Genomic DNA, 14,440 nt, shown 5'->3' on the forward strand with positions numbered 1-14,440 from the left:
CTTCTTCGGACGAATCAAAACAAGTATTCTTTTGGATTAAAAGTAGTATTTCTTCAAGAATAAACTATATTTGTTTTAGCGGACAACAAAGCCATGGTAAGTCTCATCCCAACCGTCGGAGAATAAGCGTTGTAGGGTGTCAACTGTCGCACCTATATCGGAAAACAAAACAGGATCTATCGGTAGAATGTGAGTACAAAACAGGTCGGTTTCCGTCTTCTTTATAGTTGAAAATACCGATTGGAATGAATAATATATTGAAACATCGAATATTTGTACTGTTCTTATGCGCATGCGCGATAATAGGTTCGGCGGAAGCCCAACAAACACGTTCGCTCCGTGATCAATTTCAAGATCCGTCCTACGAGGCCAAACCTTGGACCTTCTGGTACTGGATGTACGGCGCTATTTCCAAAGAGGGGATTACTGCCGATTTGGAAGCCATGAAACAGGCCGGATTGGGAGGTACCTATCTGATGCCTATCAAAGGAGTTGAGAACGGCAAAGAGTATAACGGAAAAGCAGAGCAACTAACCCCCGAATGGTGGGAAATGGTTCGTTTCAGTATGCAGGAGGCCGATCGGCTGGGACTGAAACTCGGAATGCATATATGCGACGGATTCGCATTGGCAGGAGGTCCTTGGAACTCACCGAAGGAATCGATGCAGAAAGTCGTGTGGAGCGAATTGGTTGTCGATGGTGGCAAACTGAATAAACTGTCTTTACCGCAACCGGAAGCCTACGAAGGCTACTACGAGGATATCTCCTTGCTTGCGTTACCCGCTGACAATGAACCCGACGAAATGCCATCTAAGATCACTTGTGTGAATCTGGCCGTTACGGGCGAAGTGAAAGAGACGCAAGTAGTCAACAGAGATGCTTCAGGCGTGATTCGCTCTTCGTATCCCTGTTACATCCAATACGAATACGACCGTCCGTTTACCTGTCGCAATGTCGAAATTGTGTTGAATGGCAATAACTACCAGGCACATCGCCTGAAAGTAATGGCAAGCGATGATGGAGTGACTTACCGACTGGTGAAGCAACTGACTCCTGCCCGTCAGGGTTGGCAAAATACAGACGAAAACTCGACGCATGCCATTCCGGCAACTACGGCCCGTTTCTTTCGTTTCTACTGGACTCCCGAAGGTAGTGAACCGGGAAGCGAGGATATGGATGCCGCTAAATGGAAACCGAACTTAAAGATTAAAGAAATACGCCTGCACCGTGAAGCACGCTTGCATCAATGGGAAGGAAAAGCCGGACTGGTCTGGCGGGTTGCTCCGGCTACCCGTGAAGAGGAAGTCGGTACAAAAGACTGCTATGCTCTTTCGCAGATCATCAACCTGACGGATCAATTCAAAAATGGTGTCTTGACAGCAACACTTCCTAAAGGTAAATGGAAACTGCTGCGTATGGGACATACATCAACCGGACATACCAATGCGACTGCCGGAGGTGGTAAGGGCTTGGAATGCGATAAATTCAGCCCTGCAGCCGTTCGGAAGCAGTTCGATAACTGGTTTGCACAGGCATTTGTGAAAACAGATCTGCAATTGGCACGCCGTGTCTTGAAATATATGCACGTAGATAGCTGGGAATGTGGTTGCCAGAACTGGAGCACCGGTTTCCCAGCGGAGTTTAAGAAACGTCGGGGATACGACCTGATGCCTTATTTACCGCTTCTTGCCGGTATTCCGATTGAGAGCACTGCAAAGAGCGAGAAAGTATTGCGGGATGTTCGCACAACGATGGCCGAATTGGTGGTCGATGTGTTCTACACCGTATTGGCGGACTGCGCCAAGGAATACGATTGTCAGTTCTCAGCCGAGTGCGTGTCGCCAACTATGGTGAGCGATGGGCTGATGCATTATCAGAAAGTAGACTTCCCCATGGGAGAGTTTTGGTTGAACAGTCCGACACACGACAAACCGAATGATATGCTGGACGCAATCAGCGGAGCACATATCTACGGCAAAAACATTGTTCAGGCAGAAGGCTTTACCGAAGTACGTGGTACATGGGACGAGCATCCTGCCATGCTGAAAACTTTATTCGATCGCAACTATGCGCTGGGCATCAACCGTCTTTTCTTCCATGTGTATGTACACAATCCCTGGCTTGATCGTAAACCGGGTATGACATTGGACGGCATCGGACTTTTCTTCCAACGTGACCAGACATGGTGGGACAAGGGTGCGAAAGCTCTTTCCGAGTACGCAAGCCGTTGCCAAGCTTTGCTGCAATACGGACATCCGGTAGCGGACATTGCTGTATTTACAGGCGAAGAGGTGCCGAGACGGTCGATATTGCCTGAACGTTTGGTTCCCTCACTTCCCGGTATCTTCGGTGCCGAACGGGTAGAGAGCGAACGCATCCGTTTAGCCAACGAAGGACAGCCCTTGCGTGTTAAACCGGTAGGAGTTACGCACTCCGCTAACATGGCTGATCCCGAGAAATGGGTCAACCCGATGCGTGGCTATGCGTACGACAGTTTCAATAAAGACGTATTGTTGCGTCTGGCTAAAGTAGAAAACGGCCGCATGGTATTGCCGGGTGGTGCAAGTTATAAAGCGGTTGTACTGCCTCTCCCGCACCCGATGGACCCGAATCCGGTGGCTCTGTCGCCCGAAGTGCGTGCCAAATTAGACGAGTTACAAAAGGCAGGTGTACTGATTCCTGCTTTGCCATATACCAACGATGATTTTTCAGGCTCCGGCTTGGAACGTGATTTGATTGTACCGGAAGATATTGCCTGGACACACCGCAGTGGGGATCTGGGAGAGGTTTACTTCATCTCCAACCAACGCGAAGAAGTGCGTATCTTTAATGCCAATATGCGTGTATCCGGCATGGCACCGGAATTATGGAATCCGGTTAACGGGGAGATGACAATTCATATTCCCTATGCGCAGACAGACACTCGCACGGAAGTCTCTCTGACGTTGGCACCCAACGAGTCTGTGTTTGTCGTTTTCCAAAAGAATAACGGCACGAACGCTCTGGCAGGTCAAGCGTATGAAAAGGTATCTTCGATTCATGAGATGGAAGAGGTGGCTTTCCAGCCGGAACCTTATTCGGTTACGTTTGTTACTAACGGAAAGAAACTGGTTAGCGAAACGCTTTTCGATTGGAGTAAAGAGTCGGATGAATCGATCCGCTACTATTCGGGCACAGCTATGTATAGCACCTCTTTCCGCTGGAAAGGGAAGCCGAAAGCAGACCGTCGCGTTTACTTGGATCTGGGCGAAGTCGGCAACTTGGGTACGGTCTATGTGAATGGTGTCAACTGTGGCACTGTGTGGACACCTCCGTATCGGGTAGAGATCAGCAAGGCACTTCAGAAAGGAGCCAATAAACTGGAAATAGAAGTTACCAATACGTGGGCGAACGCTCTTCAGGGAGTAGACGAAGGGAAAGCACCGTTCCCGGGTATATGGACGAATGCCAATTACCGAAAACAAGATAAGACATTGCTTCCGGCGGGTTTGTTCGGTCCTTTGAAATTGACACAGGAAAAATAATAGATCATAAAGATTAAGGTTTGTCAGCAATGAAAAAGATAAAATTCTCACAGCGAATTATGATAGCAGGTTTCGTACTTGCTTCTTTTCTACAAGCTAACGCAGAGGTTAAGCTCCCTGCTATTTTCTCCGACGGAATGGTGATGCAACAACAAACAACGGCCAACCTATGGGGCACCGCATCACCCCATAAGAAAGTGACGGTTACTACCGGATGGAACAAGAAACAATACTACGTCACAGCGGATAGTAAAGGGGCTTGGAAACTGGCTGTTGCTACACCTAAAGCGGGAGGTCCTTACGCCATAACTTTCGATGACGGTGCTAAAAAAGTGTTAGACAATATCCTCATCGGAGAAGTATGGCTTTGTTCGGGACAGAGCAACATGGAAATGCCTATGAAAGGGTTTAAGAACCAACCGGTAGAGAATGCCAATATGGATATCCTACATAGCCGGAATCCGCAGATTCGTCTTTTCACGCTTAAACGCACATCGACTCTTGTCCCGCAGGATGATGTCGTTGGTTCGTGGTCGGCAGCGGCTCCGGTAAGTGTGCGTGAGTTCAGTGCCACAGCCTATTATTTCGGCAGACTGGTTAACGAGATGCTCGACGTTCCTGTTGGCTTGGTTGTAGCTGCCTGGGGTGGCTCGGCTTGCGAAGCCTGGATGAATGCCGATTGGCTGAAAGCGTTCCCGGATGCGAAGATCCCTCAGTCGGAAGCGGATATCAAATCGAAGAACCGTACGCCGACCGTGCTATACAACGGAATGCTTCACCACTTATCGGGATGACAATGAAAGGGGTTATCTGGTATCAGGGAGAAGATAATTACAACCGGGCGCATACGTATGCTGATATGTTCGCTACGCTGATTAAAGGTTGGCGTGCCGATTGGAATCAGGGCGACTTTCCTTTCTACTACTGCCAAATAGCTCCGTATGATTATGAAATAATAACCGAAAAAGGCAAAAAAGTGATCAATTCTGCGTATCTTCGTGAGGCACAGGCACAAGTGGAACACCGGGTTCCGAACACGGGAATGGCTGTATTGCTCGATGCCGGAATGGAAAAAGGAATTCACCCATCTAAGAAACGTGTAGCAGGCGAACGTCTTGGACTCTTAGCGCTAACGAAAACCTATGGCGTGGAAGGGGTGAATGGAGAAAGTCCGTGCTACAAAAGCATGGAGGTAAAGAACGACACAATCATTGTTAGCTTTGAACGTGCCGATATGTGGATCACAGGAAAAGACTGTTTCGAATCGCGTTTGTTCCAAGTAGCGGGTGAAGACCGTGTGTTTCATCCGGCCAAAGCTTGGATTGAACGGAGTAAAATGTATGTAAAATGTGCCCAGGTGCCGCATCCGGTTGCTGTCCGCTACGGTTTTGAGAACTATGTGGAAGGTGATGTGTATTGTGACGGATTGCCGTTAGGCTCTTTCCGGTCGGACACTTGGTAGGCAATAGCTTATGAGGAAATTAGTTATAAGTATATCGATACTGTTTGTTGGCGTGCTGGCTCTCCAAAGCCAACATGCCAATGTCGTTTGGAATACCCCCAGTCAGAACTCTTCCGAGTCGATGCCTTGTGGGGGTGGAGACATCGGCATGAATGTGTGGGTGGAAGATGGCGATTTACTTTTCTATGTGAGTCGTAGCGGTACGTTCGACGAGCATAATACCATGCTGAAACAAGGACGTTTCCGGGTTCGCCTGTCTCCAAACCCTTTGAAAAACGCCACGGACTTCCGCCAGGAACTTCAATTGAAGGACGGATGTGTGGAAGTGTCGGCAGGAGGTGCGAAGATAACGCTCTGGGCGGATGTATTCCATCCCGTGGCTCATGTGGAAATAGAAAGTGCGACTCCGGTGCAGACCGAGTTGATTTATGAAAACTGGCGTTACCGCGACCGTCCGTACCAAAAAGGAGAGGGGCAGCAGAGTTCGTACAAATGGGCTCCTTTCAAGGGCATGGTTACCTCAGCTGATAGCGTATGTACCAGCACGGCAAACAAAGGGGTATTGGTGTTCTATCACCGGAATCCGGAGCAGACCGTATTCGACCGGGCTGTTGAGCAGCAAGGTATGGAGGCGGTCAAATCGGAGATGATGAATCCGTTGAAGAACCTAACCTTTGGCGGATCTCTGCTGGCGGAAGGTGTACAATATGAAGGAACTACGGACGGAATATATGCCGGAACAGATTTTCGGGCATGGAAGTTCCGCACCCAGAAAAAACAACGGAACTATCGCTTCGCCATCGCTTTGCATACCGAGCAGACCGAAGAAGTCGGCCAATGGGAGCAAGGTTTGGCGAATGTTATCCAACGGATCGCACCGAAGGGGATAGTTGCCCGTTCGGTAGTGGCTAAAGATAAATTGAACAGCCGTTCGTGGTGGAACGCTTTCTGGCAGAGAAGCTACATCGAAGCAGGTGGAGAAGCTGCCGGAATAAGCCGCAACTATACGCTGTTTCGCTATATGCTGGGCTGTAACGCGTATGGAAGTGTACCGACCAAGTTCAACGGAGGGTTATTCACGTTCGATCCTTGCCATATAGACGAAAAGCAAGCCTTCACACCCGATTACCGGAAATGGGGAGGCGGTACCATGACGGCACAGAATCAACGATTGGTCTACTGGCCGATGTTGAAGAGCGGTGATTTCGATATGATGCCTGCACAGTTTGACTTTTACAACCGGATGTTGAAGAATGCCGAACTGCGTAGTCAGGTTTACTGGCAGCACGGTGGAGCATGTTTTGCCGAGCAGATCGAGAACTTTGGGTTACCTAATCCGGCAGAATATGGTTTCAAACGTCCCGATTGGTTCGATAAAGGATTGGAATACAATGCTTGGCTTGAATACGAATGGGACACGGTTCTTGAGTTCTGTCAGATGATATTGGACACTAAGGACTATGCGAACGCGGATATCACACGTTATATGCCGCTTATCGAAAGCTCACTGACTTTCTTCGATGCGCATTATCGCAAACTGGCTTCTCAACGGGGACGTAAAGACCTCGACGGTGAAGGGCATTTGGTGCTCTTCCCGGGATCGGCTTGCGAAACGTACAAGATGACGAACAATGCTTCCAGTACGATTGCTGCCTTACGTACGGTGCTGGAATCGTATGGGAAGAAGCCGGAAATGTTGCAAACAATTCCACCCATTCCATTGCGTTACATAGAAGTACAAGATAGCTTGAACAAAACCGCACAACCTGCATTGATACAGGTGATTGCACCCGCTAAAAGTTGGGAACGCATCAACAATGTAGAGACGCCACAGCTTTATCCGATATATCCCTGGCGCATCTACGGAGTGGATAAGGAGGGCTTGGAGATTGCCCGTAATACCTACTTCCATGATCCGGATGCTATCAAGTTCCGCTCACATACGGGTTGGAAGCAGGATAACATCTGGGCAGCCTGTCTGGGGTTGACGGATGAAGCGAAAAGGCTTACGTTGCAGAAACTGGCGGATGGCCCGCATCGCTTCCCGGCCTTCTGGGGACCCGGCTTCGACTGGACACCGGACCACAACTGGGGAGGAAGCGGTATGATCGGCTTGCAGGAAATGCTTCTGCAAACGAATGGTGATCGGATTCTACTCTTTCCGGCTTGGCCGAAGGAGTGGGATGTACGTTTCAAACTTCACGCACCTCAAAACACAACGGTGGAAGTGGTTCTGAAAAACAGAAAGGTTACGGTTTTGAATGTGTTACCGGAGAGTCGAAAGAAAGATGTAGTAATCATGAATGAATAAAAATATGAATAAAAGACAGACATTTGTTATCTCTTTGTTAGTATGGTTGCTTCCCACTTTTGGGCAAGCTACGGAAACACTTCGTTTGGAGACTTCCGTTGCAGGTTTTATTCAACTGCCCGGAAGCGGACGGCAGGTCTATAATTTTAATCCCGGATGGCGTTATTTGAAAGGTGATGCCCCAGGTGCGGAAGCAGTAGGCTATGATGATCGCAGCTGGCAGGTTGTTTCTACCCCACATACCGTAGAGCTGATGCCTGCCGAAGCAAGTGGTTGCCGCAATTATCAGGGACCGGCTTGGTATCGCAAACATTTTGTAGTCCCTGCGCAAGCCAAAGGGCAACACGTGTCCATTCACTTTGAAGCTGCGATGGGCAAACAGATGATCTACCTGAATGGAAAAGTAGTCAAAGAGCATTTGGGAGGTTACTTACCTTTTACGCTCGATCTTACGGCAAACGGCATACAGGCAGGTGACTCTTGCCTGCTGGCTGTCATGACGGATAACAGCGACGACAAATCGTATCCTCCGGGAAAACGTCAATATACACTCGACTTTGCGTATCACGGGGGTATTTACCGGGATGTGTGGATGATCGCTAAAGCACCGGTAGCCATTACGGATGCCGTAGAGTCGGCAACTGTGGCCGGCGGCGGAGTCTTTGTTTATTTCGATCAGATCAGCGAAAAGAGCGCACAGGTTTATGTGAACACCGAAGTGGAAAATAGTGATAATCGTGCTCAAACGGTTGTTGTGGAGACTTCACTGACCGATGCTTTCGGGAAAACAATCAAACGCGTATCGGGCAAACTGGCTCTGAAAGCGGGTGAGAAGAAAAAGATAATGCAGCAGATCGCGGTAAATAGTCCGACACTCTGGTCGCCTGAGAACCCTTATCTGTACCGGATACAGTCACGCATTAAAAAGGGAAACCAAACCATTGACGGCGGAGTAACACGTATCGGAATCCGTAAAGCGGAGTTTCGCGGCAAAGACGGTTTCTGGTTGAATGGCAAACCTTATGGACAATTGGTGGGTGCCAATCGTCACCAGGACTTTGCTTATGTAGGCAATGCGTTGCCCAACTCACAACAATGGCGAGATGCCAAACGGTTGAGAGATGCAGGTTGCACCATTATTCGGGTAGCTCACTATCCGCAAGATCCTTCTTTCATGGATGCTTGCGACGAACTGGGAATGTTTGTGATTGTAGCCACTCCCGGTTGGCAGTATTGGAACAAAGACCCAAAATTCGGTGAACTGGTGCATCTGAATACACGGGAGATGATCCGTCGCGACCGTAATCATCCGTCGGTACTGATGTGGGAACCGATTCTGAATGAGACTCGCTATCCGTTGGACTTCGCATTGAAAGCACTCGAAATAACGAAAGAGGAGTTTCCTTATCCGGGACGTCCGGTAGCTGCTGCCGATGTTCATTCGGATGGCGTGAAAGAAAACTATGATGTGGTTTACGGATGGCCGGGTGATGATGAGAAAGCTGATAAGCCGGAACAATGCATCTTTACCCGTGAGTTTGGTGAGAATGTAGACGACTGGTACGCGCATAATAACAACAACCGTGCGAGCCGTAGCTGGGGTGAACGTCCGCTATTGGTTCAAGCGCTTTCGTTGTCGAAGAGTTATGATGAGATGTATCGCACTACGGGACAGTTTATCGGCGGGACACAGTGGCATCCTTTCGACCATCAACGTGGTTATCACCCCGATCCTTATTGGGGCGGTATATTCGATGCGTTTCGTCAGAAGAAATATGCGTACTACGCATTCCGTAGCCAATCTCCGGCTAGCTTGAAACATCCGTTGGCGGAATCCGGCCCCATGCTATACATTGCGCATGAGATGTCGCAGTTTTCAGATCGTGACGTAGTGGTATTCAGTAATTGTGATTCCGTTCGCTTATCGATCTACGACGGCACGAAGACCTGGACTAAACCGGTGGTACACGCCAAAGGACATCAACCGAACGCGCCTGTTGTATTCGAGAATGTATGGGATTTCTGGGAAGCACGCGGATATAGCTATACGCAACGAAATTGGCAGAAAGTAAATATAGTTGCGGAAGGTATCATCAATGGGAAAGTGGTATGTACGGAACGTCGGATGCCTTCGCGTCGTTCAACCAAACTTCGGCTGTCTGTTGACAGAGAAAATGTAAATCTGGTTGCCGATGGTTCGGACTTTATCGTAGTCGTAGCCGAAGTTACCGACGATAATGGTAATGTGCGTCGACTTGCCAAAGAAAGCATTGTGTTTACCGTCGAAGGAGAAGGCCGTATTATAGGCGATGCTTCAATCAGTGCAAATCCTCGTGCGGTAGAATTTGGCTCGGCACCTGTCTTGATTCGTTCCACTCGCCAAGCGGGTAAAATCAAAGTGAAGGCGCATGTGTTGTTTGAAGGAGCACAGGCTCCCACAGCCACAGAAATAGAGTTTGAGAGTGTGCCGGCGGAATTGCCCTTCTGTTATGAAGTGGAGGAGGGTACGGAAGGTGTAATAAATACGCACCGGACAGCTTCTGATACGGAATCTTCGAAAGTCAAATTAACAGAGGAAGAGCGTAGAAAACTTCTGGATGAAGTTGAGCGTCAGCAAACAGAATTTGGAATCGAAAAATAAAAGCCTATTGGAAAAAAGTGCTATCTTTGGGTAAATTTGTACCTAACAAAAGCAAAGAAATGAAAAATCGTTTATTTTTGATACTAACATTTTCGTTGATGGCGTTTAGGCTAAGCGCCATCCCGAATATGATAGTGGAACATTATACTACTGAACATGGACTACCAAACAATATTGTCAATTGTACCCTAAAGGGCAAAGATGGGTTTATTTGGTTTGGCACCTGGTATGGGTTATGTAGTTTTGACGGTACTAAATTCCGTTCCTATGACAATCGGGACGGGTTCTATTCGGCTGATATTCCTCCCCGGAAAATTCAGCGAATTGTAGAGGACAAGAATGGTTTCCTCTGGATTAAAACAATCGATCGCAAGCTCTATCTGTTTGATAAAAGACATGAGAGCTTCCATGCCGTGTATGACGATGTAAAGGAGTACTCGGAGAATATCCAGATCATTAAAGTACAAACGACCGACGATGGCGATGTCTTGCTGTTGACCAAAGACAAAAGCTTCTTCGTGCATATACCGATCCGTACGGTAAAATAACGATGGAGCAGTTGCATGACTCGCGTCCCAACGTCAATGTGTATGATATGCGGCTGAAACATAATGTATTCAGTGAAACGACTGAGTTCATTAACTGGATCGGCATGGATTATAAGATTCTCTCTTTGCGAAAAGGAGAGGCCTTGAAGAATAAGCCGGCCGATTATATTCATAAAAAGATAGGAGCGGACCCTGCTTCATTCACTTGTGCATCGTACAACGTGAAGCTTTTGTGGTTGGGCGATCGCGATGGAAGAGTCTATAGCATTGACCCTCAAACAGGCATAGTTAACCGGTATGAAATCCCCGGAATTACACATCCGATAACGAATCTGCTGCTAACAGAATCCGGTTCGATGTATATTACCACGGATGAAGGGGCATACGAATACAACATTGGCTATAAGCAATTGCGTAAGCTTCCTTTTGATATCGTCGGAAATGAAGTAGGTGCGATCTTTAGTGATAAGTACGATAAGATTTGGTTTCAGGAAAACAATCATGCCCTGATCTATTATGATCCGCTTAATCAACGCAATCATCGCTTTGACTTTCCCGCTCAGAATTCAATAGGTAACTTTGAAGTACAGGATGCGGGCGAACAAGGTATGTTCTTTCTGACTCCGGGAGGAGAGATCTTACTCTTCGATCGGGAGAAGATGGGAATGACTCGTTTGAATCAACTGAAGTCCTTTGCCGATGACTTACCTAATCAACTATTCTTCCACCTATTACTGGATAAAGACGGCATCCTTTGGTTGGCTTCTACAAGCTTTGGAGTCTATAAGGTCAATTTCCCCAAGAAGCAATTCCAGATGCGGACCGAAGTTGCATCCGGCCCCATAGTAGGCAATCCGAGTTGGAGTCAGGGGATACGTGCGCTCTTTCAAGCCAAGAACGGAGACATCTGGGTAGGAACACGCTGGCAGGAACTTTATCGACTCGATCGGAATGGAAAGGTTAAGCAGGTCTTCTCGGATAAGAATTATCTGGTGGGGGCTGTATATCACATCATGGAGGATAAGGATGGAAATCTGTGGTTCTCTACGAAAGGAAATGGGCTTGTGAAAGCGGAACCGGATATGAACTCACCGCACGGACTGCGTTTTATCCGCTACAAGAATGATACGAAAAACCAGAACTCGATTAGTAACAATGATGTTTACTTCACCTATCAGGATAGTCAGGGACGTATTTGGGTCGGTTTGCTCGGAGGGGGCTTAAATCTGATTCGGGAAGAGAACGGGAATACGGTTTTTATACATAAATACAACGGTCTGAAACAATATCCTCCGTACGGCCTTTATATGGAAGTGCGGACAATGGCGGAAGATAACGAAGGGCGAATCTGGGTAGGTACCATGGATGGACTGATGTCTTTCAATAGTCATTTCACAAGTCCTGAACAGATTCAGTTTGAGACCTACCGACAGGTAAGCGATCGCTCGAATGTAGCTGATAATGACATCTACGTATTGTACAAGGATAAGGATTCGCAGATATGGATCAGTGTCTTTGGAGGTGGTTTGAATAGGCTGCTTCGGTATGATAAAGATAAACACGAACCGATCTTTAAGTCATATGGCCTACGCGAAGGGATGAACAACGATGTGGTTAAGTCGATCGTTGAGGATAAGGAAGGCAATCTTTGGTTTACTACGGAAATTGGCTTGTCTCGTTTTAATAAAGCAACCGAGCAATTCCGTAACTACGATAAATACGATGGCTTCCTGAATGTGGAGTTGGAAGAGGGTAGTGCGCTTCGTACGCTAAACGGTGATTTGTGGATTGGTACCAAGCAGGGCATTCTGACTTTCTCCCCCGACAAACTGGAAACCCAACATACAAACTATGATACGCGGATCGTTGACTTCAAAGTATCGAACCGGGAGTTGCGTACATTCCGCGATAATCCGATTCTGAAGGAGTCTATTCTATATGCCGAAAGTATTGAACTCAAGCATAACCAGTCGATGTTTACCATCGAGTTTGCCGCTCTGAACTTCTATAATCAGAATCGGGTTTCCTATCGCTACATCCTTGAGGGATATGAGAAGGAGTGGCACTACAATGGTAAGAACCGCATCGCGTCGTATACCAATGTGCCTCCCGGCGACTACCTGTTCCGTGTAGATACTATTGATGAATCGAATCCGGAACTTGTTTCTTCACGGACATTGGCGATAACAATTCTTCCGCCTTGGTGGTTGAGCTGGTGGGCTTATGTGATCTATACAGTCCTCGGACTTGTGATTCTATACTTTGCTTTGCGCTTGGCTCTGTTTATGATTAAAATGAAGAATGATGTTTATATCGAGCAGCGTGTGTCTGAGATGAAAATCAAATTCTTCACCAATATATCTCACGAACTTCGTACGCCGTTGACGTTGATCAAAGGACCGATACAGGAGTTGAAGGAGGGGAAGATCTGTCTCCCAAGGGGCTTCAATACGTGGAGCTGATGGAGAAGAATACGAACCAAATGTTGCAACTGGTCAACCAGATTCTTGATTTCCGTAAAATACAGAACGGGAAGATGCGTCTGCATGTATCTTCGTTCGATTTGAATGAAATGGTGCACTCTTTCCAGAAAGAGTTCCGGGTTTTGTCTGAAGAGAATGAAGTAAGCTTCTCTTTCCAGCTGCAAGATGAACCTATTATGATATGGGCTGATAAGGAAAAGCTAAGCATCGTTGTCAGAAATATAATATCGAATGCTTTCAAGTTTACGCCTTCGGGTGGTAGCATTTTCGTAACTACCGGTTTGACGGAAGATGAAAAGAAGTGCTATGTGCGGGTAGAGGATAATGGAGTCGGTATTCCCCAAAACAAACTGACTGAGATATTCGAGCGTTTCTCACAGGGTGAAAATGCGAAGAATCCGTATTATCAGGGAACAGGTATCGGTTTGGCTCTTTCGAAGGAGATAGTCAACCTGCATCACGGCTTTATCCAGGCGGAGAGTTCAGCGGGGCAAGGATCTGTTTTCACGGTTGAGTTCTTGTTGGATAAAGACCATTATAAACCTTCGGAAGTCGACTTCTACATGAGCGATGGACAAGCTCCTGAGGATATGGAAGGAACAGGCTTGTCATTAGACAATCAGGAGGATAGTCTCGCTAGAGATGTTGAGTTCGATACATCCTTGCCTAGTTTGTTGCTAGTTGAAGACAACAAGGACTTATGCAACATGATCAAGCTTCAGTTGGAAGATAAATTCAATATTCAGATTGCGAATAATGGTATAGAAGGCTTGAAGAAGGTTCATCTTTATCATCCCGATATTGTGGTAACGGATCAAATGATGCCTGAGATGGATGGATTGGAGATGCTGCAAGCTATGCGGAAAGACTTCCAGATAAGTCACATCCCGGTCATTATCCTGACAGCGAAGAATGATGATGGAGCTAAGACGAGAGCAATTACTTTAGGGCTAATGCCTATATCACGAAACCATTTGGTAAGGAATACCTCTTGGCCCGAATCGAACAATTACTTTCGGAACGTAAGCTGTTCCGCGATCGCATTCGCCAACAAATGGAAAACCAGCACACGGAGATTGATAGCTATGAACAATTCCTGGTAAAGAAGGATGTGCAGCTGCTTGAGAAGATCCATCAGGTGATTGAAGAGAACATAGACAACAGTGACTTTAATATTGACACCATATCTTCCAGCATCGGATTGAGCCGTTCGGCTTTCTTCAAGAAGCTGAAGAGTTTGACGGGCTTAGCTCCTGTAGATCTGGTCAAAGAGATTCGGTTGAGTAAATCGGTCGAACTGATCAAGAATACCGACTTGAGCATTTCGGAGATTGCTTTCGCCGTCGGATTTAAGGATTCCGGCTATTACAGCAAGTGTTTCCGGAAGAAATATAACCAGACTCCACGCGATTATATGAATGAATGGAGAAAAGTCCGGGAATGAACGATTACAAAACACTTTCTGGATCGT

At 47.2% G+C, this 14,440-nt stretch carries 3 protein-coding genes and 2 pseudogenes; all 5 read left to right on the plus strand.

From position 1 onward, the window contains the following. Window positions 1–245: 245 nt before the first annotated feature. Window positions 246–3,524: a glycosyl hydrolase gene (locus JCM10512_RS06100; RefSeq protein ID WP_044161427.1), complete on the plus strand. Its 3,279-nt coding sequence runs from the start codon at window positions 246–248 to the stop codon at window positions 3,522–3,524. A gap of 59 nt (window positions 3,525–3,583) precedes the next feature. Then, window positions 3,584–4,986: pseudogene (locus JCM10512_RS06105) on the plus strand (sialate O-acetylesterase). Between the two features lie 10 nt (window positions 4,987–4,996). Beyond that, window positions 4,997–7,297, plus strand: coding sequence for a DUF5703 domain-containing protein (locus tag JCM10512_RS06110; RefSeq protein WP_044161429.1), 2,301 nt, complete (start codon window positions 4,997–4,999; stop codon window positions 7,295–7,297). 4 nt (window positions 7,298–7,301) lie between these two features. Continuing rightward, window positions 7,302–9,938, plus strand: a complete 2,637-nt coding sequence (locus tag JCM10512_RS06115; RefSeq protein WP_044161675.1) for a glycoside hydrolase family 2 protein — start codon at window positions 7,302–7,304, stop codon at window positions 9,936–9,938. Window positions 9,939–9,997: 59 nt separating this feature from the next. Continuing rightward, window positions 9,998–14,413 (plus strand): annotated as a pseudogene (locus tag JCM10512_RS06120) (two-component regulator propeller domain-containing protein). The last annotated feature ends 27 nt before the right edge of the window (window positions 14,414–14,440 follow it).

This window comes from Bacteroides reticulotermitis JCM 10512 (genome assembly GCF_000517545.1).
In the GTDB taxonomy this organism is placed as follows: domain Bacteria; phylum Bacteroidota; class Bacteroidia; order Bacteroidales; family Bacteroidaceae; genus Bacteroides; species Bacteroides reticulotermitis.

Excerpts from the sequence above, each read along its gene's own strand:
- JCM10512_RS06100 (WP_044161427.1), top strand. The coding sequence starts at position 246 with ATGAATAATATATTGAAACATCGAATATTTGTACTGTTCTTATGCGCA.
- JCM10512_RS06110 (WP_044161429.1), top strand. The coding sequence starts at position 4,997 with ATGAGGAAATTAGTTATAAGTATATCGATACTGTTTGTTGGCGTGCTG.
- JCM10512_RS06115 (WP_044161675.1), top strand. The coding sequence starts at position 7,302 with ATGAATAAAAGACAGACATTTGTTATCTCTTTGTTAGTATGGTTGCTT.